Raw genomic sequence first — 23,299 nt, forward strand, 5'->3', positions numbered from 1 at the left:
CCATCGGGAAGTGCGTCGGTTGGTCGGCCGGAGGGTTCCGCAAAGAAGGGGTGGGCACATGCGGACGGGGCCCGCGGGGCGTGATCAGGGGATCACGGCCGCCCGAGGGCCCCGTCGCTCATGATTGTGCGCCTAGGCCCTGTCCGCCCGCCAAGACCGGCCGGACAGGGCCTGGCCGGGCGTCAGATCCGCTCAAGGACCTTCGCGAGCAGCTCGCCCATGCGCTCGGCGGAGGCCTTGCCGGCCTCCAGCACCTCGGCGTGGTTGAGCGGCTCGCCGGTGATGCCGGCGGCCAGGTTGGTGACCAGCGAGATGCCGAGCACCTCGGAGCCGGCCTCGCGGGCGGCGATGGCCTCCAGGGTGGTGGACATGCCGACCAGCTCGCCGCCGATCACCCGGGCCATGTTGACCTCGGCCGGGGTCTCGTAGTGCGGGCCGCGGAACTGGACGTAGACGGCCTCGTCCAGGCTCGGGTCCACCTCGTGGCAGAGCGCGCGCAGGCGCTTGGAGTACAGGTCGGTGAGGTCGACGAAGTTGGCGCCGACGATCGGGGAGTCCGCGGTCAGGTTGATGTGGTCGCTGATCAGGACCGGCTGGCCGGGGACCCAGCCCTCGCGCAGACCGCCGCAGCCGTTGGTCAGCACGATGATGCCGCAGCCGGCCGCGGCGGCGGTGCGCACGCCGTGGACGACGGTGGCCACGCCGTGGCCCTCGTAGTAGTGGTTGCGGCCGAGGAAGATCAGGGCGCGCTTGTCGCCGATCTTCACCGAGCGGATCGTGCCGGCGTGGCCGGCGACGGCGGGGGCGGGGAAGCCCGGGAGCTCGGTGACCGGGAACTCGGCCACGGTCTCGCCCAGGGCGTCGGCGGCCGGCACCCAGCCGGAGCCCATCACCAGGGCGACGTCGTGCCGCTCGGCACCGGTCAGCTCGCGCAGGCGCTCGGCGGCGGCCTGGGCGGCGGCGTAGGGGTCGGCGGAGACGACCGACTGAGGAGATGCGTTCACGGCTCCGAGGATAGACGGGATTCGACTACGCGCGTAGAAAATCCGGCGCGGCATGCCGGATCGTTACCCGGTTGACCCGAAAGCACAGCTCGGTGGCGCCTTTCGGGTGACGTCGCTCGTCGGTACGTACAAGTCGGCGCGGGGTCGGTGCGAGGTCGGTGCGGGGTCGAACCGCAGGCGGTGCGGGCCGGGCCCGGGTTCAGAGCCGCTTCGCGCTGCGCAGCCCCTTCGCGTACAGGCCGTTGTCGTCCAGCCGCGCGGTGCCGCCCTTGTCGCCGAAGGTCGGGCCGTCCGCCTCCTCCCGGCTGGAGATGTACCGGGGGTGGCCGTCGGTGTCCAGGCCCAGATAGATGCCGGTGTGGTCGAGCCGGGCGCCGGTGCGGGCGTCGATCTCGAAGAACACCAGGTCGCCGGGCTGGAGCGGGTCGATCGAGGCCGGCCGCAGGGTGGTGTCCGAGCCCGGCGCGGTGGTCAGCGGCAGCACCGGGACGCCCGGGCCGACCCGGGCCAGGCCGTTGGCGCTGCGCGGCAGGCCGGGGCCGGCCACGTCCTTGGAGAGCAGCGGGTAACCGGAGCGGTAGCCGTAGACCATCCGGACGTACCCGGAGCAGTCGAAGGCGCCGTAGCGCGTCTTGTCCGGCTGTTTGGCCACCTTGTCGGCGAACGTGTACGGAACGCCGAGGTAGTCGAGGAAGTCGGTCTGCTCCAGCCGCAGGTCGTTGCCCACCGAACCGTTCGGGTTGAGCGGGCCGAAGGAGGCGTCGCCCTTGAACCGCACGCCCTTGGCGTCCTTCTCCGGCGCCGCGCCGGCCAGGTACTGGGTGGCCGCCGCCAGCACGTCGTCCGCGGTGGAGCCGAGCGACTGCTGGAACCAGGTGCGGAACCAGCCCTCCTGCTCGGCGCCCGGCCGCCACGGCTGCGGCATCAGCCGGACCCAGGTGTCGGTCACCACGGTGGCCGTGGTGGTGCCCGGCTCGGCGAAGGTGCGGCTCGGGCCGGCCAGGACGGCGGTGCGGGCGCTGTCGGTCAGGGTGGCGACCACGCCGCCGCGGGCGTCCCGGACCACCGTGCGGTCCGGTCCGCCCAGCCGCTCGTAGCGGTACTCGGCGGCGGTGCCCTGGGCGGGGCTCGGCACGGCGGCGCTGGTGATCAGCGGCGCGCCGCCGCCCGGGTCCGACGGCCGGTCGTGGTCGCGGTCGCGCAGCTGGACGGTGAGGTAGCCGCTGGCGGCCAGCAGGGCCACGGCGAGGCCGCCGCTGAGCAGGGACTTGCGGGTGACGGGCATCGGGGGGTCTTCCTGGGGGTTCCTGCGGGGATTCCTGGCGGGGGTTCCTGAACGGGGGGATCAGGTGCCGGGCAGGGCGCCGAGCAGGACGCCGGCGGTGAGCACCACGTAGTTGGCGAGCGTCACCGTGCTGGTGGCCATCAGGGTGGCCGCCCTGGGCTGGCGGACCAGCTGGTAGGCGATCAGGCCGGGGACGATGAACCCGAGCGTCTGGTTGGCGTACAGGGTGGGCAGTTCGCGCTGGAGGACCAGCATCACGGTGGCCTGCAGCAGCACGCCGATCAGCACCACGGCGGCGAACAGCCGCTTGCCGTACAGGATCACCAGCTTCTGGACCACCCGGGTGGCGAGGTAGGTCAGCACCGTCACGCCGATCACGATGGCCACCCGCTGGAGGTCCTCGACCAGGGTGAGGGCCAGCCAGCCGGGGGTGATCATGCCGCCGGGGGAGAGGTTGGTGGTCAGGTAGCAGACGAGCGAGAAGACCAGGCCGAGCGCGATGCCGATGGCGGCGATCTCGGGGGTGAGCTCGGTGGGGATCACTGCTGGTCTCCGTGGTGGGGGGTGTGGTGGTGGGGCTCGAACCAGGAGTCGGGGAGCGGTTCGGGGTGGTGGACGGGCTGGTACGCGGAGTCGTACACCGGCTCGGGGTAGAGCGGTTCGGGCTCGTGGTACGGGAGTTCGGGGGCGTCGGGCGCGTCCGGGGCCTCGTCGGGGGCGAGCCGGGCCAGCTCCTCCAGGAACAGTTCGCCCTGGCCGTGGATGTTGCCGACGGCCACCAGCGAGGAGTCCGGCCCGAGTTCGGCCAGCAGTTCGGCGGTGAGCCGGGCCGGGTCGCGCCTGTCGCCGCCGAGGTCGACCACCCGGCCGGACCACCCGGCGGGGATGCCGTCCCGGGCGCTCCTGGTGGGGTGGCCGATCAGGAACACGGCGTCCGGGTCGAGCTCGGGCACGATCTGGCCCATCTGGCCGTTGCGCTCCACCCGGTCCGGGCGGCAGTTGATCACCACGTTGAGCGGGCGGTGGATCGCGCCCAGGCCCTCCAGCTGGCGGACGTTCATCAGCGTGGACTCGGGGTCGTTGGCGGCGAAGACGTTGGCGAAGCGCAGCCGCTTGCCGTCCTCGGTGCGGTAGCGCTCGACGGACAGCACGCCCGGGTCCGGCGGGGCCGCCCACATGCCCTGCAGCGCGGTCCGCCGCTCCACGCCGAGGAGTTCGGCGACGGCCAGGGCGATCGCCACGTTCTCCTTGAAGGTGAACCAGCTGAACCCGCGCAGCTCCTCGTCGGTGACCGACTCCGGGTCCACCACGATCAGTTCGCAGTCGCGGCGGGCCGCCTCCGCGCGCAGGATGTGCGCGCGCTCCTGCTCGGCGGTGACGCACACCCCGCCGACCGGCATCGAGCGGGACAGCGAGCGGGCGACGTCGTCCAGGGTCGGGCCCATCTCGGCGAGGTGGTCCTCGCGGACGTTGCACAGCACGCCGATGGTGGAGCGGATCAGCTTGGTCTGGTTGACCTCCTGGAGCGCCGGCATGACGGCCATGCACTCGATCACCAGGGCGTCCGGCCGGTAGGTGGCGGCGCGGCGGACGATGCCGATCTGCTCGACCACGTTGGCGATGCCGAACTTGCGGTAGACCGGCTCCTCGGTGGCGTCCGGGTGGATGAACCGGGCCGCCGTGCCGGTGGTCTTGGCGACCGTCACCAGCCCGCCGCCGCGCAGCGCGCCCGCGCAGAGCCGGGTGATCGAGCTCTTGCCGCGGATGCCGTTGACCAGCACCCGGGTCGGGATCTGTTCCAGCGCGGCGAAGTGCCGGCGCTGCTCGACGATGCCGGCCACCAGCAGCACGGCGCAGCACACCAGCAGCACGACGTAGAGGAAGAGCACGGGAGGTCCTTCGGGCAGGGCTCAGCGGGCGTGCGCGGGCACGGGGACGGACGCGGGGGCGGCGGTGGCGGTGCGGCGGGGGCGGGCCGGTTCCTGACGGACCAGCTCCTGGCGGATCAGCTCCAGGCTCCGGGCGACGGCGCCGACCTCGTCGTGGTGGACGGGGTAGAGCACCGTCCGGCGGTCCCCGGCGGCCAGCGCCTCGGCGCTCGCCGCGAGCCGGCGCAGCGGCAGGCCGACCGCGATGAACAGCCAGCCGAGGCAGAGCGCGGCCGCGGCCAGGCCGAGCATGCCGGCCAGCACGGCCCGCCGGTCGGCCCGGTTCTCGTCCAGGTGCAGCCAGGCCACCGGGTGGGCGGTGACCACCGACCAGCCCAGTTTGGCCACGCTGCCGTTGCCGCCGAGCGGGGCGGCGGCGAACAGCGCCGGGTCGCCGCCGCCGCGCAACACCTCGGCGGCGGCCGACTTCCTCGCCTCGGCCAGCAGGGCCCTGGCGCGGCCCTCGGGCAGCTCGCCGAAGGAGCTGTAGCCCTCGTTGGCGGCGAGCACCCGCTGCCGGTCGTCGACCAGCCAGACCCGGCCGAGGCCGGGGCGGACCAGCAGCCCGCTGAGGAAGTCCGTCTTGAACTCGCCGATCAGCACGGGCCCGGGCGGCTCGGCGGCGCCCTCCGACTCCGCGTCGGCGGGGGCGGCGGTGAGGGCCGCGCGGGCGGCGATCCGGGGCTCCCGGCCGGAGCTGTTGAGCAGCAGCACGCCGCTCGGGCCGAGGGCCTGCGGGCCGGTGCGGTGCGGGGCGTCGCCGGCGTGCGCGAGGACCTCGCCGTTCGCGCCGAGGACGTACAGCGCGCGGTAGCGGTCGTGCTCGGTGAGGGTGGCGCGCAGCAGGGCGTCGGCCTTGCCGACGGAGGCGCCGGCGAGTTCGGGGGCGAGCGAACGCAGGTCCGCGTAGCCCTCGTTGAGCGCCTGGCGGATCCGGTCGGCGGCGGTGTCGGTGCGGTCGCGCTGGCCCGCCACCACCTGGGTGGGGACCCGTACGGTCGGGTCGTTGCCGCCCAGGAACAGCAGCGGGCCGGACCAGCCGAGCACCAGGACGGCGCACAGCGCCAGCGGCAGTGCGGTGCCGGGGCGGCGCTTCGGCGCGGCGGGGGCCGGCGGGCGGGCCGGGTCGAGGAGTTGCAGCCGCAGCTCCTCCAGGGCGCGGGCGATCCGGCCGGCCTCCCTCCGCTTCGGGCCGCGGACCGGCAGGTCGAGCCGTTCGCCGCGGGTGAGCCGGCGGGACTCCAGGAACAGCCGAAGCAGCGGCCGCTGGAGGCTGCGGCTCAGGTACCACGCGAGCAGCAGGGCCAGGGCGAGCAGCGCGCCGGCGGCGGCCAGGCCGAGCGCGGGGTGGCGCAGGCTGCCGGGCTTGCCGTCGACGGTGCTGGTGGAGACCACGGTCAGGCCGAGCGGGGCGGCCGGGTCGTGCCCGCCCGCGGCGCCGACGGCGGCGTAGCCGGCGACCCGGCGCACGCCCTTGGCGTCCGGGCTGCCGGCCAGGCTGCCGGCGGCCGTCCCGCCGGGGGCCGGGCGCTCGCGGGCGGCGCGCTCCCGGGCGCCGGTGACCACGGCGCGGTCGGCCTCGGCGCCGAGTTCGGCGCCGGTGCTGTCCAGGACGGCGCCGGCGGCGTCGAGGACCTGGATGGTCTGTTCCTTGCGGGTCGCGATGCCGGGCAGCCGCAGGTTGTCGGAGGCGACCAGCAGGGCGCGGCCGTCGGCCTTGGTGGCGACCAGGGCGAAGGTGAGCAGCCGGGTGCCGGCGGCGGAGGGCACCAGGACGGGCGCGGGCGCGGTGTCGGTGACCCGGCTGAGGTCGAGGCCGGCCAGCGGCACGGTCTCGCCGCGGGCGGCGAGCAGCCTGCCGGTGTCGGGGCGGACCACCGCCGTGCCGCGCCACTTGTGGTACGCCTGGCCGAGCGCGGACAGCACCGCGGCCGGCTCGGCGGGCGCGGCGTCGTAGCGGGCGGCGGCCCGGCGCAGGTCGGTGGCGCTCTCGTGCAGCCCGGCGCGCAGCGAGGCCGCGGTGTCCTCGGCGGCGTACTGGTGGGACTCCCGGACGGCCTGCGGGGTGTCGTCGACGCGCAGCCCGCCGACGGCGAGCGCGGTGATGGCGGCGACGGCGAGCAGCAGCACCAGCAGCAGCGCGATGGGCGGGCGGATGCCTCCCAGCAGCGGCATGTCGGCCCGGCGGCGATAGCGGTGCTGTCGCGGCGGGTTGGGTGCCGTGCTCACGGGGCCTCGTTCTTCTCGGGGCTCGGCGCACCTGTCCCCGGGAGGTCCGCCGGCCTTCTCGTCGGTCAAGCACTGATCAAGAGTTGGTCAAGCCGGAACAGCGTACGAAGGAGATTTCGAAAAGTTGTCACGTTCCGGTGTCGATCGGATGCCGCTTAGGGATCTCTTTCCGCGAACCGGGCGTGGTGCGCGGTCCCGGGCGGCCCCCGGTGGTCCGCGGCGGGCGGCACGGTAGGTTCGACGGCCATGGAGACTCGGGGTTCGCGACGCCCGTTGCTGCTGTCGGCGGCGGTGCTGCTGGTGCTGGCGGCGCTCGCGGCGGTGCTGACGCTGGCCGTGCGCGGCTCCGACGAGCGGCCGTCGGCGGCGGGCGCTGCGGCGGGCGCCCCGGCGGGCCGGAGCGGACCGACCGGGCCCGCCCCGGTGGACCTGGCGGCCCTGGTCGACGGGTACACCGCCGGGTTCACCCCGGGCGGCCCGTACACCGCGCCGGACGCCGGGCAGCGCCGGGCGATCGCCGACGGCGTGCTCGGCGCGCTGGACGGGCAGGCCGAGCAGGCCGGGCGCTCGCTGGCGCGGGTCGGCTACCGGCTCACCGAGTTCACCGAGGCGGCGACCGGCCGCCGGGTGGCGGAGATCGCCGACGGCACGGACGCCGAGGGCCGCGGCTGGGGCCGGGTCTACCTGGACCTCTCGGCCCGGACGGGCTGGTCCGTGCAGGTGCCCCACCCGGTCTCGGACGCCCGTACCGAGGCGCTCGGGGTGGACCTCTTCCGGGCCGCGCCGGGCGGGGTGCTGGTGCTCGCCGGGGCGCACCGCCGGGCCGGGGCGGACGGCGCCTCGGACGTCGCGCACCGCGCCGACACGGTCTTCGCGGCGGTGGTCGAGGCGCTCACCGGGCGCGGCCTGCCCGGCATCCAGGTGCACGGCTTCGACGAGGGCAGCCTGCCCGGGCAGGACGCGGTGGTCTCCAGCGGCGCCGGCCAGCCGGGCCCGGCCGCCGAGCTGACCGCCACCGGGCTGGGGAAGGCCGGGTACGCGGCCTGCCGGGCCTGGCGGGAGAAGTGCGGGCAGCTCGGGGGCACCACCAACGTCGAGGGCCGGTTCGCGGCCGGGCTCGGCGTGCCGTGGCTGCACGTCGAGCTGGGCAACGGGCTGCGCACCGAGCCGGCCCGCCGCGCGGCGGTGGCCGGGGTGCTGGCGCAGACGGCCCGCGGCTGGGCCGCGAGCCAGGGCTAGTGGGCCAGGGCTAGCAGGGGCGGCGGCGCAGGTCCATCACGTAGTCGTGCGGGGCGCCGGCGCTCTCCGCGGCGTCGGCGACCAGGCCGAGGTAGCGGGCCGCGGGCAGGCCGCCCTCGTAGTCGTTGAGCACGTACGTCCAGACCGGGGTGTCGCCGTCCAGGGTCTGCGCGCGCAGTTTGATCTTGCGGTAGATGCCGAGCTGGACGCCCTCCCAGCGGTCCAGGCCCTCCTCGTCCATCGGCGCGACGTCGTACAGCGAGACGAAGACCTGGTCCTTCCCGTCCTCGACGACGGTGGCCAACGAGCCCTCCCAGCCGAGCTGTTCACCGCCGAAGGTGAGCCGCCAGCCGTCCAGCCACCCGGTGCCGCGCAGTGGTGAGTGCGGGGCGCGGCGGGTCATCTGCCGTGCATCGAGGTTGGTGGCATACGCGGCGTAAAGGGGCATGGGGGGAAGACTAGCCCGGTGGATGGACGGTCCGCGGCGACTGGGCGATCGCACAGAAGCCCGGACCCCGGCGTGGCGGCGTTCCCGGCGTGCGGGACAATGGTGCACGTGACTCGGATCGTGATCATCGGTGGCGGACCCGGCGGCTACGAGGCTGCGCTGGTGGCCGCGCAGCTCGGCGCGGAGGTGACCGTCGTCGACCGCGACGGTCTGGGCGGATCGGCGGTGCTCACCGACTGCGTGCCGTCGAAGACCCTGATCGCGACCGCGGAGGTGATGACCACCTTCGACAGCTCGTACGAGGAGCTGGGCATCACCGTCGCGCAGGACGAGGCCGCGGACGCGGCCAAGGTCATCGGCGTGGACCTGGGCAAGGTCAACCGCCGTGTGAAGCGGCTGGCGATCGCGCAGTCCCACGACATCACCCAGTCGGTCACCCGGGCCGGGGTCACCGTGCTGCGCGGCCGCGGCCGGCTCGGCGGCGGCGGGCAGGCGGTGGACGGCTCCCGTGAGGTGCTGGTGGACGCGCCGGACGGCACCGTCCAGTCGCTGCGCGCCGACGCGGTGCTGATCGCCACCGGCGCCCACCCCCGGGAGCTGCCGGACGCCCAGCCGGACGGCGAGCGGATCCTCACCTGGACCCAGGTGTACGACCTGGAGGAGCTGCCCCGCGAGCTGATCGTGGTCGGCTCCGGTGTGACCGGCGCGGAGTTCGCGGGTGCCTACCAGGCGCTCGGCTCCAAGGTCACCCTGGTCTCCAGCCGTGACCGGGTGCTGCCGGGCGAGGACCCGGACGCCGCCGAGGTGCTGGAGGACGTCTTCCGCCGCCGCGGCATGAACGTGATGGGCCGCTCGCGCGCCGAGAGCGTCAAGCGGATCGGCGACCGGGTCGAGGTGGCCCTCGCCGACGGCAAGGTGATCGAGGGCACGCACTGCCTGATGGCGGTCGGCTCGATCCCCAACACCGCGCAGATGGGCCTGGAGGAGGCCGGGGTCAAGCTCAACGACTGGGGCCAGATCCAGGTCGACCGGGTCTCCCGCACCAGCGCCCCGGGCGTCTACGCGGCCGGCGACTGCACCGGCGTCTTCATGCTCGCCTCGGTGGCGGCCATGCAGGGCCGGATCGCGATGTACCACGCGCTCGGCGACGCGGTGCAGCCGCTGAACCTGAAGACCGTCGCCTCCAACGTCTTCACCGACCCGGAGATCGCCACCGTCGGCTACACCGCGGCCGATGTGGAGTGCGGCAAGATGGACGCGGTCGTGGTCAAGCTGCCGCTGCGCGGCAACCCGCGGGCGAAGATGCAGGGCATCCGGGACGGCTTCGTGAAGCTGTTCTGCCGCCCGGGCACCGGCATCGTGGTGGGCGGCGTGGTCGTCGCCCCGCGGGCCAGCGAGCTCATCCACCCGATCGCGCTCGCGGTGGACGCCAATCTGACCGTCGAACAGGTGGCCAGCGCCTTCACCGTCTACCCGTCGGTCTCCGGCTCGACCGCCGAGGCCGCCCGGCAGTTGCACATCCGCAAGCGGGTCGAGAGCGAATCCTGAGCCTCCGGCGCACAGTTGAGGGCGGCTGCCGATCGGCGGCCGCCTTTTGCGCAGGAGTGATCGTCACCCGGACGGCGGGCGCAGTCCCGGGCTGCTGACGGCGCGTATTGTACGGTCACGCGCCGCTCTTGCGTGAGCAATTCCAGCTACTAGCTGCAAACGCCTGAAAGCAGACGGTCACGCAGGTTACCGTCGGTTCTGTGTTTGCAGCAGAACGTCGCCAGTTGATCCTCGAAATGGTGCGCGCCAACGGAGCGGTCTCGCTCCGGGAGTTGGCCCGCGTCGTCCAGACCTCCGAAGTGACCGTGCGCCGCGACGTACGGGCACTGGAGGCAGAAGGGCTCCTCGACCGCCGGCACGGCGGCGCGGTGCTCCCCGGCGGCTTCAGCCGCGAACCCGGCTACCCGCAGAAGACCCACCTCTCCGCGGCGGAGAAGAGCGCCATCGCCGACCTCGCCGCCGGCCTGGTGGAGGAGGGGGACGCGGTGGTGGTCGGCGCCGGCACCACCACCCAGGAGCTGGCCCGCAGGCTGGCCAGGGTGCCCGGCCTCACCGTGGTCACCAACTCGCTGCTGGTCGCCCAGGCGCTGGCGCACGCCAACCGGGTGGAGGTGGTGATGACCGGCGGCACCCTGCGGGGTTCCAACTACGCGCTGGTCGGCAGCGGTGCCGAGCAGTCCCTGCACGGGCTGAGGGTCTCCAAGGCCTTCATCTCCGGCAGCGGGCTGACCGCCGAGCGGGGCCTGTCCACCGCCAACATGCTGTCCGCGAGCGTGGACCGGGCGCTGGTGCAGTCGGCCAACGAGGTCATCGTCCTCGCCGACCACACCAAGCTCGGCGCGGACTCCATGTTCCAGACCGTGCCCACCGAGAACATCACCCGGCTGGTCACGGACGAGCAGGCGACCGCCGACGACGGCACCGCCCGGCAACTCGACGCGATCGCCGACTGCGGGGTGCAGATCGACCTGGCGCCGCTCGGCGCCGCCCCCACCGGGGACGCCCCGGTGCACGGCACCGGCAGCGGGCCCGTCCACCAGACCCAGCCCGGCCCGCTGGCGCGCCGCCCCGCCCCGCCCCCCGGCGGCGCCCCGCTGCCCGGCCAGCGCCGGCCGGGCGCGCACGGCGGTCCGGGCGGTCCGGGCGGCCTGCCGGCCAGGCTGGCCGAGCTGGGCCTCCCGCGAGGGCGCTGAGGGCCTGTACCGCCGCGCGAACGCGGCCGGCCCGCACCCCCCCGAGGGGGTACGGGCCGGCCGGTGCTCCAGGGAGCGCGTCAGTCCTTGATCTCGCACAGCGCGGCGCCGCTGCTGACGCTCGCGCCCACCTCGGCCTTGAGGCCGACGACGGTGCCCGCCTTGTGCGCGTTCAGCGGCTGCTCCATCTTCATCGCCTCCAGGACCACGATCAGCTCGCCCTCGGCGACGACCTGGCCCTCCTCGACGGCGACCTTGACGATGGTGCCCTGCATCGGCGAGGCCAGGGTGTCACCGCTGACGGCCGAACCGGCCTTCTTGGCGCCCACCCGGCGCGTGGCCTTCGCGGCACCCGCCGCACCGGCCGCCGGGGCCGCCGAGACGCCCAGCGAGGACGGCAGCGAGACCTCGATCCGCTTGCCGCCGACCTCGACCACGACGGTCTCGCGGCCCTCGGCCTCCTCGCCGTCGCCGGCCGCGCCCGCGAACGGCGGGATGGTGTTGTCGAACTCGGTCTCGATCCACCGGGTGTAGATCGTGAACGGGCCCTCGCCGCCGTGCACCTCGGGCGCGAACGCCGGGTCGGTGACGACCGCCTGGTGGAACGGGATGGCGGTGGCCATGCCCTCCACCTTGAACTCGTTCAGCGCGCGGCGGGCCCGCTCCAGGGCCTGCTTGCGGTCCCGGCCGGAGACGATCAGCTTGGCCAGCAGGGAGTCCCAGGCCGGGCCGATGACCGAGCCGGTCTCCACGCCGGAGTCCAGCCGGACGCCCGGGCCGGACGGCGGCGCGAACAGCGTCACGGTGCCGGGCGCGGGCAGGAAGCCCCGGCCCGGGTCCTCGCCGTTGATGCGGAACTCGAACGAGTGGCCGCGCACCTCGGGGTCGCCGTAGCCCAGTTCCTCGCCGTCGGCGATCCGGAACATCTCGCGGACCAGGTCGAGTCCGGTGACCTCCTCGGTGACCGGGTGCTCGACCTGCAGCCGGGTGTTGACCTCCAGGAAGGAGATCGTGCCGTCCAGCGCCACCAGGAACTCGCAGGTTCCGGCGCCCTCGTAGCCGGCCTCCTTCAGGATGGCCTTGGACGCCCGGTACAGCTCGGCGTTCTGCTCGGCGGTCAGGAACGGCGCGGGCGCCTCCTCGACCAGCTTCTGGTGCCGGCGCTGCAGCGAGCAGTCACGGGTGGAGACGACCACCACGTTGCCGTGCTTGTCCGCGAGGCACTGGGTCTCCACGTGCCGCGGGTTGTCCAGGTAGCGCTCGACGAAACACTCGCCGCGGCCGAAGGCGGCGACGGCCTCGCGCACCGCGGACTCGTACAGCTCCGGGATCTCCTCCAGCGTGCGGGCGACCTTGAGGCCGCGGCCGCCGCCGCCGAAGGCCGCCTTGATGGCGACCGGAAGGCCGTGCTCCCGGGCGAACACGACCACCTCGTCGGCACCCGAGACCGGGTCCGGGGTCCCGGCGACCAGCGGCGCGCCGGCGCGCTGCGCCACGTGCCGGGCGGTGACCTTGTCACCGAGGTCGCGGATGGCCTGCGGGGGCGGGCCGATCCAGGTCAGGCCCGCGTCGAGGACGGCCTGGGCGAAGTCGGCGTTCTCCGACAGGAACCCGTAGCCGGGGTGGACGGCGTCGGCCCCGGAGTCCGCTGCGGCCTTCAGGACCTTGGCGATGTCCAGGTAACTGGTGCCGGGGGTGTCTCCACCCAGCGCGTAAGCCTCGTCGGCCGCGCGGACGTGCAGCGCATCCCGGTCCGGCTCGGCGTAGACGGCGACGCTGGCGATACCGGCGTCCGAGCAGGCCCGGGCGACGCGGACGGCGATTTCCCCGCGGTTGGCGATGAGCACCTTGCGCACTGTGGCTCCCTTCTTGAACCTGGTCGAGTTTATGGATTCCTGGGCGGTACCGGCGAGTAGCCCCAGGTTGTGAACTATCCCACACGGACGGTGATGAATTTCCGGGGCCCGTCGACCGCCTGTCCGGTGACGCCGCAGGTCGCGGCCGGTGCGGTCGAACCGGCCGGATCCACAGCGGGTGACCGGGCGTTGTCCGGTGCCCCGGTGGCATCGGACACACTCTCGCGCGGCCGGCTCAAACGACGGTGGAACGGGCGGCGGGCCGCCGCCCGTTCTGCGGGTCCGGCCGTCAGGCCCAGAGGTCGACCAGCCGGACGTCCAGGTCGGCGAGCAGGGTGCGCAGCAGCGGCAGCGAGAGGCCGATGACGTTGCCCGGGTCGCCGTCGATGCCCTCGATGAACGGCGCCGAGCGCCCGTCCAGGGTGAACGCCCCGGCGACGTGCAGGGGCTCGCCGGAGGCCACGTAGGCAGCGATCTCGGCGTCGTCCGGGGTGCCGAAGCGGACGGTGGTGGACGCGGTCGCCGAGGACTGCCGGCCGGTCGCGGTGTCGATCACGCAGTGGCCGGTGCGCAGCACCCCGGCCCGGCCGCGCATCGACTGCCAGCGGGCGAGCGCCTCGGTGGCGTCGGCGGGCTTGCCGAGGGCCTGGCCGTCCAGCTCCAGGACGGAGTCGCAGCCGATCACCAGCTCGCCGTCGGTCAGTGCGGCGGCGACCGCCTTCGCCTTGGCCTCGGCCAGCACCAGGGCGAGTTCGGCCGGGGTGGCGGCGCTGATCGCGTCCTCGTCGACGCCGCTGACCACCACGCGCGGGTCGAGGCCCGCCTGGCGCAGCAGTCCGAGGCGGGCGGGGGAGGCGGAGGCGAGGACGAGGATGCGCTGGTCGGTCATGCCCCTCAGGGTAGGGGGTGCCGGTGTCCGCCGTTCGGGTGAACGACGGTCGCGGCGGTCGGGTGAGTGGCGGTCACCGCAGTCGGGTGGGCGCCGGTCACAGCAGGAGGAGGACGGCGGCCACCATCGCGAGGGCGGCGAGCACCCGGCCGGCCCGGTGCAGCCGCTCCATCATCCGGCGGGCCTCCGGGGAGGGCTCGTCGCGGGGGTCTGACCAGAGCACACGTCCAGGGTGCGCCGCGCCCGGCCCCGGGCGCCTGAGTATCCGTACTCAGCTTTCGGGCAATCCGGGCGGGTCAGCTCGCCCAGCCGGACGTCCGCCAGGCGTTGACGCCCGGGTGGACGGCCTGGCGGAACAGGCGGGAACGGTCGTTCCAGGGGGCGGCCGGGCCGGCACCGGCCCGGCGCGCCGCCTCGGCGGCGGCCTGCGCGGCGGCGGCCCGGGCCTGGACCACCGCCAGGACGGCGGCGAGCTCCTCGGGGGTCGGCTGCCCGTGCAGCACGTGGATCGGTGCCATGGCTCATTCTCTCCCGACGAGGGCCTACAGGGGGATGTTGCCGTGCTTCTTCGGCGGCAGCACCTCGCGCTTGCCGCGCAGCGCCCGCAGACCCCGGACGATGTGCCGGCGGGTCTCGCTCGGCGGGATCACCGCGTCCACGTAGCCGCGCTCGGCCGCCAGGTACGGGTTCAGCAGGGTGTCCTCGTACGAGGCGATCAGCTCGGCCCGCTTCTGCTCGGCACCGCCCGCCGCCTCGGCCTCGGCGATCTCCCGCCGGTGCAGGATGTTGACCGCGCCCTGCGCGCCCATCACCGCGATCTGCGCGGTCGGCCAGGCCAGGTTGAGGTCGGCACCCAGGTGCTTGGAGCCCATGACGTCGTACGCGCCGCCGAAGGCCTTGCGGGTGATCACGGTGATCAGCGGGACGGTCGCCTCGGCGTAGGCGTAGATCAGCTTGGCGCCGCGGCGGATGATGCCGTCCCACTCCTGCTCGGTGCCGGGCAGGAAGCCGGGCACGTCGACGAAGGTCAGCACCGGGATGTTGAAGGAGTCGCAGGTCCGGATGAAGCGGGCGGCCTTCTCGCTGGCGTTGATGTCCAGGCAGCCGGCCAGGTCCATCGGCTGGTTGCCGACGATGCCGACGGACTGGCCCTCGACCCGGCCGAAGCCGGTGATGATGTTGCCCGCGTACAGCGGCTGGGTCTCCAGGAACTCGCCGTCGTCGACGATGTGCTCGATCACCTTGCGCATGTCGTACGGCTGGTTCGCCGAGTCCGGCACGATGGCGTCGAGTTCGAGGTCCTCGTCGGTGACGGTGAGGTCCGCCTGCTCGGGGTAGGACGGCGGGTCCGACAGGTTGTTGGAGGGCAGGTACGAGAGCAGGCTCTTGACGTACTCGACGGCCTCCTTCTCGTCGGCGGCCAGGTAGTGCGCGTTGCCGGACTTGCTGTTGTGGGTGCGGGCGCCGCCCAGCTCCTCCATGCCGACGTCCTCGCCGGTCACGGTCTTGATCACGTCCGGGCCGGTGATGAACATGTGCGAGGTCCGGTCGGCCATCACCACGAAGTCGGTGATCGCGGGGGAGTACACCGCGCCGCCCGCGCAGGGGCCCATGATCAGCGAGATCTGCGGGATCACGCCCGAGGCGTGCACGTTGCGGCGGAAGATCTCGCCGTACAGGCCGAGCGAGACCACGCCCTCCTGGATCCGGGCGCCGCCGGAGTCGTTGATGCCGATGACCGGGCAGCCGGTCTTCAGCGCGAAGTCCATCACCTTGACGATCTTCTCGCCGAACACCTCGCCCAGGGAGCCGCCGAACACGGTGAAGTCCTGGGCGAAGACGGCGACCTGACGGCCGTCCACGGTGCCGTAGCCGGTCACCACGCCGTCGCCGTACGGGCGGTTCCGCTCCTGCCCGAAGTTCGTCGAGCGGTGCCGGGCGAACTCGTCGAACTCGACGAAGGAGCCCTCGTCCAGCAGCTCCGCGACCCGCTCGCGGGCCGTCAGCTTGCCCTTGGCGTGCTGCTTCTCCACGGCCGCGGCGGAGCCGGAGTGCACCGCCTCGTCGAGCCTGCGCCGCAGGTCGGCGAGCTTGCCGGCGGTGGTGTGGGGGTCGTACGGCGCCTCGGTCATCCGGTGGCTCTCCCTGATCCATGGGCCGCGACCTGTTCGAGTGCGCGCGGGCCGGAGTGGGGGCCCGCGCATGAGGGCAGGGCGGCGCTGCGAACTACCGTTGGGTAGCGTAGCCAGCGCACCGGCCCGGACGTCATGTCCTGGCGTTATGGCCATCGACACAGTGTGTCAACGCGCGTTCTGCGGGACGATGGGGCGGCCTACGCCCCATGCGACCGGACAGGACCTAGTGTTCTGGACCATGACCGCACCCGACTCCCCCCGCCGCAGTGGACTGCGCGGTTTCGGCCACGCCGGGCCGTCGCCGTGGACCGACCTGGACCGCCCGCCGCTGGACGAGGCCGCGCTGCGCCGCGACCTGCTGGTCCCGGACGGGCTCTGGACCTCGGTGGACGTCGTCGCCGAGACCGGCTCCACCAACAACGACCTCGCCGCCCGCGCCCGGGCCGGCGCCCCGCAGGGCGCGGTGCTGGTCGCCGAGGTGCAGAACGCCGGGCGCGGCCGGCTGGAACGCCAGTGGAGCGCCCCGGCCCGCTCCGGGCTGTTCCTGTCCGTCCTGCTGCGCCCCGAGGAGGTGCCGGTCGAGCGCTACGGCTGGCTGCCGATCCTGGTCGGGGTGGCCACCGCCAGCACGCTGAGCCGGGTCGCCGGGGTCGAGGTCGGGCTGAAGTGGCCCAACGACCTCCAGGTGGAGATCGACGGCGCGGAGCGCAAGCTCGGCGGCATCCTCACCGAGCTGAGCGGCGGCGCCGTGGTCGCCGGCCTCGGCATCAACGTCTCGCTGCGCGAGCCCGAGCTGCCCGTCCCCACCGCGGCCTCGCTCGCGCTGGCCGGCGCCGAGGTCACCGACCGGTCCACCCTGCTGCGCGCCCTGCTGCGCGAGTTCGCCGGGCTGTACCGCACCTGGACGGCCGCCGCCGGCGACCCGCACACCAGCGAGCTGCTCCGCGCCTACGCGGACCGCTGCACCACGCTCGGCCGCCAGGTGAAGGTGCACCTGCCGGGCGACCGGGAGCTGGTCGGCGAGGCGGTGGCGATCGACGGCGACGGCCGCCTGGTGGTCCGCACCCCCGACGGCGCACGCCGGGCGGTCGGCGCGGGGGACGTCGTCCACGTGCGCCCCGAGCCCCGCTGAACGGCACTCTTCACCTCTCCTTGACCCGGGCTGATGCCCCGGATCACGCGATTCCGTGCGAACATTCCACCTGGCAGCGGTGTGAGGCGCGCCACTGCCCGCCGGGTGGCGGGCGCGCCCGGACAGGCAGGACACGAGGCAAGTGCGGCGACCGCACGGGGACGGACCGGTGGCAGAGGACGGCAGCAGCGGCGCGACATCGGGGACCCACGACCCCACGGTCGCGCTCGAACTGGAACGCCTGATCCTGGACGCGCCACGCCGCTACACCCCGTACCAGGCCGCGCGGGCCGCAGACGTCCCGATGGAGCTGGCGACCCGCTTCTGGCGGGCCATGGGCTTCCCCGACATCGGCCAGTCCCGGGCCCTCACCGACGGCGACGTGATCGCCCTGCGCCGGCTCGCCGGCCTGGTCGAGTCCGGCCTGCTCAGCGAGTCGATGGCGATCCAGGTGGCCCGCTCCACCGGCCAGACCACCGCCCGGCTGGCCGGCTGGCAGATGGACACCTTCCTGGAGAACCTCACCCAGGCCGTCGAACCCGGCCTGACCCGCGCCGACGTCGCCTACCCGCTGGTCGAGCTGCTGCTGCCGGAGCTGGAGCAGTTCCTGGTGTACGTCTGGCGCCGCCAGCTCGCCGCCGTCACCGGCCGGGTGGTCCAGGCCGCCGAGGACAACGAGATCACCAGCGGCCGCCTCGCCGTGGGCTTCGCCGACTTGGTCGGCTTCACCCGGCTGTCGCGGCGGCTGGAGGAGGAGGAGCTCGGCGAACTCGTCGAGACCTTCGAGAACACCTGTTCGGACCTGATCGCCGGGCAGGGCGGCCGGGTCATCAAGACCCTCGGCGACGAGATCCTCTACGTCTCCGAGGACCCGGTCACCGCCGCCGAGATCGCGCTCAGCCTGATCGAGGCCCTCGCCGAGGACGAGAGCATCCCCGCGCTGCGGGTCGGCATGGCCTTCGGCACGGTCACCTCGCGGATGGGCGACGTCTTCGGCACCACCGTGAACCTGGCCAGCCGGCTCACCTCGATCGCACCCAAGGACGCGGTGCTGATCGACGGCGAGTTCGCCGCCGCCCTGGAGCAGTACGGCAGCGTGGCCCCGCCGGACGCGGACGGCCCCGGCCTCGCCGAGGCGTTGTCGGCCGCCGCCGGGATGCCCGCCTCGGGCCTGCCGGTGCCGGGCCTGGACGCCGGGCACCGGTTCCACCTGCAGCCGATGTGGCGCCGGCCGGTGCGCGGGCTCGGGCTGGTCGAGCCGTGGCTGCTGTCGCGGCGGCTGAAGCCGGAGTAGGACTCCGCCCCTGCCCCTCCCGGGCCCTTCTCACGCCTCTCCCGGACCCTTCCCGGTCTCTTCCGGGCCCCTTCCGGTCTTCTCCTGTGCCCTTCCCGGCTTTTCCCGGGCCTTTCCGGCCTTCCCCGGCCTTTTCCAGGACGTGGCCCCGGGCCGGTCCCGATGCTTGGGGTGCCGAACGGTTGAAACCCGTACGGCCGGTTGCGGGTCCGCCCCGGCAAACGGGGCATAACCGAACGAAACCGCCATAGTCTTGGTGAAAGCGGCCGGGTGGGTGCGGCCGCCGTCGGGGGTCCGGCAGGACCGAGCACAGGGAGCGAGGCGAGCCGGTGAGCAGTGAGGCGATCATGACGGACCGCGGCTGCGACTGCGACTGCGGCGGCCCGCAGCCGGCCGGCCAACTGCCCGACCTACGGCTGCAGTCCGTGGTCGAGCTGGCCCAGGACATGGCCGGCGCGCTCACCCCGCTGGAGGCCGTCCGGGCCGCCGCCGCCCGCGCCACCGAGGCGCTCGGGGCGACCATGGCGGCCGTCTCCGTCTGGGACCGCGAATCCGGCCGGCTCCGGGTCCTGGTCAACCACGGGGAGCTCGCGCCCGGCGAGGAGGAACTGCCCGAGGACGAGTCCTACCCCGTCGCCGACTTTCCCGAGATCGTCACCTATCTGGAGGAGCGCTGGACCACCGGGCGCCTCCCGCGGGCCTGGCTGCAGACCGCCGAGAACGCCGAACCGCACGCCGGGCACGCCCACCCCACCGCCGGCGCGTACTGCCAGGAACGCGCCGCGGCGCTGCGCCGGCGCGGCCGCGCCTGCTGCGTGGTCGCCCCGATCGTCCTGCACGGGCAGGCCTGGGGCGAGCTGTACCTGGCCCGCAGCGTCGGCAAGCCCGAGTTCGCCGCCGCCGACGCCGACTACGCGACCCTGCTCGCGGCCCAGATCTCGGCCGGCCTCGCCCAGACCGAACGCCTCGCCGACCTGCGCAAACTCGCCTTCTCCGACCCGCTCACCGGCCTCGCCAACCGGCGCGCCGTCGACACCCGGCTGGAGAGCGCCCTCACGGCGCACAACCGGGACAACACCGTGGTCTCGCTCGTCGTCTGCGACGTCAACGGCCTCAAGCGGGTCAACGACCAGCTCGGCCACGAGATGGGCGACCGGCTGCTCGAACGGTTCGCCCACCAGCTCTCGGTCGCCGCGGCCAAACTCCCCGGCAGCCTCGCCGCCCGCCTCGGCGGCGACGAGTTCTGCCTGCTCGCCGAAGGGCAGAAGGCCGACGAGGTCGTCGCCGTCGCCGAGGAGCTCTGCGCCCGGGCCCTCGCCCTGTCCGAAGGCGAGGGCGTCGCCTGCGGCGTCGCCTCCACCGGCGACTCCATCGGCCCGGTCACCACCCCCGACCGGCTCTTCCGGCTCGCCGACGCCGCCCAGTACCGGGCCAAGGCCGCCCGCGCCGCCCACCCCGTCGTCGCCGGGCGCAGCCACGGCCCCGGCTTCTCGCCCGACCCCACCGTGCTGCTCGCCGACGCCGCCGACCCGCACCACCGGGCCGACGGACGCGGCGCCCGCCCCGGCCGGGCCGGGGCGGGCGACCGGCGGCGCTTCCGGGGTGCCGCGCACAGCGCCGACCCGGGCCAGCTGCTCACCGCCGTCCTCGCGGCCCTCGACCAGGCCGCCGCCGCCCGGGCCGTCCACCCCGCCGACACCCTCGGCAAGCTCGTCGTCGTCGCCGAGGCCTCCGCCCGGCTGCTCGACGCCGTCGGCTGGTGGGTCTCCTACGTCCCGCCCGGTTCCCACCTCATGCGCACCGCCCAGCACGCCGTCTACCGGATGACCAGGGGCCCCAGCAGCACCCGCGCCGAGACCCAGCGGGCCCAGATCGAGGCCCCGGACGCCGTCTTCGACCTGCGCCACTACCCGATGACCCGCCGCGCCGTCCGCGGCGGCGCCTTCGCCCTGCGCGCCGGCGCGGCCGGCAACGACCCGGCCGAGGAGGCCATGCTGGTCGTCTCCGGCTACCGCGGCATGGTCGCCGCCGGCGGCCAGAACCCGGCCGGCGGCTGGCTCGTCGAACTCTTCGCCGACGACGCCACCCTGCCGCTCGGCCAGGCGGCCTTCGCCATGCGCGCCCTGGTGGCCGTCGCCCTGGCGGGCGCGGCCTCGCCCCCGGTGGTGTGAGGCCGGGGCGGGCGGCCGGTGCGGTCAGGCCCGCCCGAGGGCGCGCAGGACCGCCTCGACCAGGCGGTCGGCGTGGGCGTGGTCGAGCGGGCCGAGCCGGTAGAGCCAGCGGTAGTGGAGCGGGCCGTAGAGGAGTTCGAGGGCGAGGTCGAGGTCCGCGTCGGGGGCGAGCTGGCCGGCCTCGCGGGCGCTGCGCAGGCGCTCGCGGGTGACGTCGAGGAGCGGGTCCAGCAGGCGGGTGCGGTAGTCGGCGTACAGGGCCGGGTCGTTGAGCAGTTCGGCGGTGAGGGCGCGGTAGGTGCGGTCGAGGGCGGGGTCGGTGAGCTCGTCGGCGGCGGGGCGCAGGACGGCCCGCAGGTCGGCGGCGAGGTCGCCGGTGTCGGGGAGGGCGAGGCTGCCCTCGTGCTCGTTGGCGGCGAGGAAGGCGTCGAAGACGACGGCGCCCTTGGAGGGCCACCAGCGGTAGATGGTCTGCTTGCCGACGCCGGCCCGGGCGGCGATCGCCTCGATGGTGAGCTTGCCGAAGCCGACGTCGGCGACGAGTTCGGCGGCGGCGGTGAGGACGGCGGCGCGGGAGCGTTCGCTGCGGCGGGCCGGGTCGGGGGCGGTTCTGTGGGCCATGGCGGAAATTCTAAGCGAAGTGGCGAGACGGACCGTATCGTCTTGACGCGGCGCCGGACCCCGGACCATGCTGGAGCGGCGCCAGCGAGACGGACCGTCTCGTCTCATTCTGGACCCTGGAGGCCCCCATGACCCGCTCCGCGCACCCCGCCCACATCCTGATGGTCTCGATCCCGGCCCACGGGCACGTCAACCCCAGCCTCGCCGTGATCGCCGAACTGGTCGCCCGGGGCCACCGGGTCAGCTACGTCAACGACGCCTCCTTCGCCGGGGCCGTCGAGTCGACCGGCGCCCGCTTCGTCCCGTACCCGACGAGGCTGCCGCTCGCCGGCGGCCCGGACGCCTGGGAGGAGGACCCGGTGGCGCTCCAGGAGCTGTTCCTGGACGACGCCCTCGCGATGTACCCCGTCCTGCTGGAGGCCTTCGCGGACGACCGCCCCGACCTGGTGCTCTGCGACATCGCGGGCTTCGCCGGGCGGGCGCTCGGCGAGCGGCTGGGCGTGCCGGTGGTGCAGCTGTCGCCCACCTACGTCGGCTGGGAGGGCATCGAGCAGGACATGGCGGAGGTGTACGAGGCGATCCGCAGCGGGCCCGGCGGCGCCGAGCACTACCGGCGGTTCGCCGACTGGCTGGCCGAGGCCGGGACGGTGGAGCGCGACGTGGACGCCTTCAAGGGTCGCCCGGCGCGGTCCGTCGCCCTGATCCCGCGTGCCCTGCAGCTCAACGCGGACCGGGTCGACGAACGGCGCGTCACCTTCGTCGGACCGTGCTTCGGCGACCGGGCCCACCAGGGCGAGTGGCAGCGGCCGGCGCACGCGGAGAAGGTGCTGCTGGTCTCGCTCGGCTCCGCCTTCACCCACCAGCCCGCGTTCTACCGGGCCTGCGTCCAGGCCTTCGGCGGCCTGCCCGGCTGGCACACGGTGCTCCAGGTCGGCGCGCACACCGACCTGGCCGACCTGGGCGAGGTGCCGGACACCGTCGAGGTGCACCGGTGGGTGCCGCAGCTGTCGGTGCTCGCGCAGGCGGACGCCTTCGTCACCCACGCGGGCATGGGCGGCTCCAGTGAGGGGCTGTACCACGGCGTGCCGATGATCGCCGTGCCGCAGGCCGTCGACCAGTTCGCCAACGCGGACGCGCTGGTGGGGCTCGGCGTCGCCCGCCGCCTGGACACCGCGCAGGCGACCCCGCAGGCGCTGCGCGGCGCGCTGCTGGAGCTGGTCGACGACCCGGCGGTGGCCGAGCGGCTGAAGGCGCTGGCCGCCGCCGGCCGGGCCGAGGGCGGCACCGCCCGCGCGGCGGACCTGATCGAGGCCGAGCTCAGGGGGTGACCGGCGCGGCGGGGGAGGGCGCCGTTGTCGAGGGCGTGTCGGGGGAGGGCGAGGCGGGGGAGGGCGAGGCGGGGGAGGGCGAGGCGATCCGGTCCGGCCGGGTGTAGACGTTCGCGCCCTCCCCGCGCAGGAAGCCGACCAGGGTCAGGCCCAGCTCCTCGGCGAGGTCCACCGCGAGCGAGGACGGCGCCGAGACGGCCGCCAGCAGCGGGACGCCCGCCAGCGCGGCCTTCTGGGTCAGCTCGAACGAGGCCCGGCCGCTGACCAGAAGGACGTGCCCGGTCAGCGGCAGCCTGCCCTCGCGCAGCGCCCAGCCGACCACCTTGTCCACCGCGTTGTGCCGCCCGACGTCCTCGCGGGCGCAGAGCAGGTCGCCTGTGGCGGCGTCGAACAGGCCGGCCGCGTGCAGGCCGCCGGTGGACTCGAAGGTGCGCTGGGCGGCCCGCAGCCGCTCCGGCAGGCCGTACAGCAGGGACGGCGGGACGGTGAGCGGGTCCTCGCCCACCGGGTGGCGGACGTGGGTGCGGACGGCGTCCACGGTGTCCCGGCCGCACAGGCCGCAGGCGCTGGTGGTGAGCAGGTTGCGGTGCGCGGACAGCGGCAGCGCGCGGGCGGCGCCGCGCAAGGTGGCGTCGACGACGTTGTAGGTGTTGGCGCCGGACTCGTCCGTCCCGGCGCAGTACCGCAGGGCGGCGAGCTCCTCGGCGGTGTGCACCAGCCCCTCGCCGACCAGGAACCCGGCCACCAGGTCGAAGTCCTGCCCGGGGGTGCGCATGGTGACGGTCAGCGGCTCGCCGCCGAGCCGGATCTCCAGCGGCTCCTCCGCCGCCAGCGAGTCCGGCCGCACCCCGCGCTCGTCCCCCCGCAGCCGCACCACCCGGCGCCGTGCCGTCGCCCGCGTCATCGCCCTGCCACCTCCGTGCGTGTCCGTGGGCACCAGCGTGCGGTACGGGGCGGCCCGGGTGAAAATCCTGCTGGCCGGTACGGGCGTACGATCGT

The 23,299-nt window shown here is 74.4% G+C and carries 19 protein-coding genes and 1 pseudogene; 7 read left to right on the top strand and 13 right to left on the bottom strand.

The genetic code is table 11. The features are described 5' to 3' along the window. Window positions 1-182: 182 nt before the first annotated feature. The 5 genes from ACFV61_RS06595 to ACFV61_RS06615 form a co-directional block, all read right to left on the bottom strand. Window positions 183-1,004, bottom strand: coding sequence for a purine-nucleoside phosphorylase (locus ACFV61_RS06595; RefSeq protein WP_063349072.1), 822 nt, complete (start codon window positions 1,002-1,004; stop codon window positions 183-185). Window positions 1,005-1,203: 199 nt separating this feature from the next. Beyond that, entirely contained in the window at window positions 1,204-2,289 is a 1,086-nt protein-coding gene (locus tag ACFV61_RS06600; protein WP_380426699.1) for an NlpC/P60 family protein, read from the bottom strand. 60 nt (window positions 2,290-2,349) lie between these two features. Next, window positions 2,350-2,832 (bottom strand): poly-gamma-glutamate biosynthesis protein PgsC/CapC, encoded by a 483-nt coding sequence (locus ACFV61_RS06605; protein WP_063349074.1) that lies wholly within the window; start codon window positions 2,830-2,832, stop codon window positions 2,350-2,352. Continuing rightward, complete coding sequence (gene pgsB, locus ACFV61_RS06610) at window positions 2,829-4,178, bottom strand: poly-gamma-glutamate synthase PgsB (protein WP_380426701.1); 1,350 nt, start codon at window positions 4,176-4,178, stop codon at window positions 2,829-2,831. The genes ACFV61_RS06605 and pgsB overlap by 4 nt, the downstream gene beginning before the upstream one ends. A 21-nt stretch (window positions 4,179-4,199) precedes the next feature. After that, window positions 4,200-6,446: a HAMP domain-containing protein gene (locus ACFV61_RS06615; RefSeq protein WP_380490455.1), complete on the bottom strand. Its 2,247-nt coding sequence runs from the start codon at window positions 6,444-6,446 to the stop codon at window positions 4,200-4,202. Between the two features lie 246 nt (window positions 6,447-6,692). Between ACFV61_RS06615 and ACFV61_RS06620 the strand changes: the two genes are divergently transcribed. Further along, on the top strand, window positions 6,693-7,685 hold the full coding sequence (locus ACFV61_RS06620) for a hypothetical protein (protein WP_380490457.1): 993 nt from the start codon (window positions 6,693-6,695) through the stop codon (window positions 7,683-7,685). A 10-nt stretch (window positions 7,686-7,695) separates the two neighbouring features. Here ACFV61_RS06620 and ACFV61_RS06625 read toward each other — a convergent pair whose 3' ends face one another. Next, a complete protein-coding gene (locus ACFV61_RS06625) occupies window positions 7,696-8,133 on the bottom strand; it encodes a gamma-glutamylcyclotransferase (RefSeq protein WP_063349076.1) in 438 nt (145 codons plus the stop codon). A 99-nt stretch (window positions 8,134-8,232) separates the two neighbouring features. Here ACFV61_RS06625 and ACFV61_RS06630 point away from each other — a divergent pair, with 99 nt between their 5' ends. Together ACFV61_RS06630 and ACFV61_RS06635 are read left to right on the top strand one after the other, a co-directional pair. After that, a complete protein-coding gene (locus ACFV61_RS06630) occupies window positions 8,233-9,681 on the top strand; it encodes an NAD(P)H-quinone dehydrogenase (RefSeq protein WP_063349077.1) in 1,449 nt (482 codons plus the stop codon). A gap of 236 nt (window positions 9,682-9,917) precedes the next feature. Then, window positions 9,918-10,874, top strand: coding sequence for a DeoR/GlpR family DNA-binding transcription regulator (locus ACFV61_RS06635; RefSeq protein ID WP_380336068.1), 957 nt, complete (start codon window positions 9,918-9,920; stop codon window positions 10,872-10,874). Window positions 10,875-10,954: 80 nt separating this feature from the next. Here ACFV61_RS06635 and ACFV61_RS06640 read toward each other — a convergent pair whose 3' ends face one another. The 5 genes from ACFV61_RS06640 to ACFV61_RS06660 all read right to left on the bottom strand — a co-directional run bounded on the left by ACFV61_RS06640 (window position 10,955) and on the right by ACFV61_RS06660 (window position 15,751). After that, window positions 10,955-12,730, bottom strand: a complete 1,776-nt coding sequence (locus ACFV61_RS06640; RefSeq protein WP_380490459.1) for an acetyl/propionyl/methylcrotonyl-CoA carboxylase subunit alpha — start codon at window positions 12,728-12,730, stop codon at window positions 10,955-10,957. Window positions 12,731-13,019: 289 nt separating this feature from the next. Then, window positions 13,020-13,619, bottom strand: coding sequence for a nucleoside triphosphate pyrophosphatase (locus tag ACFV61_RS06645; protein ID WP_380430878.1), 600 nt, complete (start codon window positions 13,617-13,619; stop codon window positions 13,020-13,022). Window positions 13,620-13,716: 97 nt separating this feature from the next. After that, a complete protein-coding gene (gene mmpB / locus ACFV61_RS06650) occupies window positions 13,717-13,842 on the bottom strand; it encodes a morphogenic membrane protein MmpB (RefSeq protein ID WP_279634918.1) in 126 nt (41 codons plus the stop codon). Window positions 13,843-13,915: 73 nt separating this feature from the next. After that, window positions 13,916-14,137 carry an acyl-CoA carboxylase epsilon subunit gene (locus tag ACFV61_RS06655; RefSeq protein WP_350877317.1) on the bottom strand — a complete coding sequence of 74 codons (222 nt, stop codon included), beginning with the start codon at window positions 14,135-14,137 and terminating at the stop codon, window positions 13,916-13,918. A gap of 24 nt (window positions 14,138-14,161) precedes the next feature. Beyond that, the gene (locus ACFV61_RS06660) at window positions 14,162-15,751 is read right to left on the bottom strand and encodes an acyl-CoA carboxylase subunit beta (protein ID WP_380490460.1); all 1,590 of its coding nucleotides are present in this window, start codon (window positions 15,749-15,751) and stop codon (window positions 14,162-14,164) included. Window positions 15,752-15,992: 241 nt separating this feature from the next. On the opposite strand from ACFV61_RS06660, the gene ACFV61_RS06665 reads away from it, so the two are divergent. From ACFV61_RS06665 to ACFV61_RS06675, 3 genes and pseudogenes are all read left to right on the top strand, one after another. After that, window positions 15,993-16,886, top strand: coding sequence for a biotin--[acetyl-CoA-carboxylase] ligase (locus tag ACFV61_RS06665; RefSeq protein ID WP_063351348.1), 894 nt, complete (start codon window positions 15,993-15,995; stop codon window positions 16,884-16,886). Between the two features lie 169 nt (window positions 16,887-17,055). Further along, the gene (locus ACFV61_RS06670; RefSeq protein ID WP_063349085.1) at window positions 17,056-18,180 is read left to right on the top strand and encodes an adenylate/guanylate cyclase domain-containing protein; all 1,125 of its coding nucleotides are present in this window, start codon (window positions 17,056-17,058) and stop codon (window positions 18,178-18,180) included. A 446-nt stretch (window positions 18,181-18,626) separates the two neighbouring features. Next, window positions 18,627-19,763: pseudogene (locus ACFV61_RS06675) on the top strand (diguanylate cyclase domain-containing protein); the annotation flags it as partial. Window positions 19,764-20,375: 612 nt separating this feature from the next. On the opposite strand, the gene ACFV61_RS06680 reads toward ACFV61_RS06675, so the two are convergent. Next, complete coding sequence (locus ACFV61_RS06680) at window positions 20,376-20,972, bottom strand: TetR/AcrR family transcriptional regulator (protein WP_063349086.1); 597 nt, start codon at window positions 20,970-20,972, stop codon at window positions 20,376-20,378. Between the two features lie 128 nt (window positions 20,973-21,100). On the opposite strand from ACFV61_RS06680, the gene ACFV61_RS06685 reads away from it, so the two are divergent. After that, a complete protein-coding gene (locus ACFV61_RS06685) occupies window positions 21,101-22,300 on the top strand; it encodes a macrolide family glycosyltransferase (RefSeq protein ID WP_063349087.1) in 1,200 nt (399 codons plus the stop codon). On the opposite strand, the gene fdhD is transcribed toward ACFV61_RS06685, so the two are convergent. Then, window positions 22,290-23,204 (bottom strand): formate dehydrogenase accessory sulfurtransferase FdhD, encoded by a 915-nt coding sequence (fdhD, locus tag ACFV61_RS06690; RefSeq protein WP_380490461.1) that lies wholly within the window; start codon window positions 23,202-23,204, stop codon window positions 22,290-22,292. The two genes, ACFV61_RS06685 and fdhD, sit on opposite strands and share 11 nt — an antisense overlap. Window positions 23,205-23,299: the final 95 nt, after the last annotated feature.

This window comes from Kitasatospora sp. NPDC059817 (genome assembly GCF_042731835.1).
In the GTDB taxonomy this organism is placed as follows: Bacteria; Actinomycetota; Actinomycetes; order Streptomycetales; family Streptomycetaceae; genus Kitasatospora.

What these genes read in the sequence shown, in the direction of transcription:
- ACFV61_RS06600 (WP_380426699.1), bottom strand. Translation starts at nt 2,289, where the DNA reads ATGCCCGTCACCCGCAAGTCCCTGCTCAGCGGCGGCCTCGCCGTGGCC.
- ACFV61_RS06620 (WP_380490457.1), top strand. Translation starts at nt 6,693, where the DNA reads ATGGAGACTCGGGGTTCGCGACGCCCGTTGCTGCTGTCGGCGGCGGTG.
- ACFV61_RS06625 (WP_063349076.1), bottom strand. Translation starts at nt 8,133, where the DNA reads ATGCCCCTTTACGCCGCGTATGCCACCAACCTCGATGCACGGCAGATG.
- ACFV61_RS06630 (WP_063349077.1), top strand. Translation starts at nt 8,233, where the DNA reads ATGGTGCACGTGACTCGGATCGTGATCATCGGTGGCGGACCCGGCGGC.
- ACFV61_RS06635 (WP_380336068.1), top strand. Translation starts at nt 9,918, where the DNA reads ATGGTGCGCGCCAACGGAGCGGTCTCGCTCCGGGAGTTGGCCCGCGTC.
- ACFV61_RS06645 (WP_380430878.1), bottom strand. Translation starts at nt 13,619, where the DNA reads ATGACCGACCAGCGCATCCTCGTCCTCGCCTCCGCCTCCCCCGCCCGC.
- ACFV61_RS06655 (WP_350877317.1), bottom strand. Translation starts at nt 14,137, where the DNA reads ATGGCACCGATCCACGTGCTGCACGGGCAGCCGACCCCCGAGGAGCTC.
- ACFV61_RS06660 (WP_380490460.1), bottom strand. Translation starts at nt 15,751, where the DNA reads ATGACCGAGGCGCCGTACGACCCCCACACCACCGCCGGCAAGCTCGCC.
- ACFV61_RS06665 (WP_063351348.1), top strand. Translation starts at nt 15,993, where the DNA reads ATGACCGCACCCGACTCCCCCCGCCGCAGTGGACTGCGCGGTTTCGGC.
- ACFV61_RS06680 (WP_063349086.1), bottom strand. Translation starts at nt 20,972, where the DNA reads ATGGCCCACAGAACCGCCCCCGACCCGGCCCGCCGCAGCGAACGCTCC.
- ACFV61_RS06685 (WP_063349087.1), top strand. Translation starts at nt 21,101, where the DNA reads ATGACCCGCTCCGCGCACCCCGCCCACATCCTGATGGTCTCGATCCCG.
- fdhD (WP_380490461.1), bottom strand. Translation starts at nt 23,204, where the DNA reads ATGACGCGGGCGACGGCACGGCGCCGGGTGGTGCGGCTGCGGGGGGAC.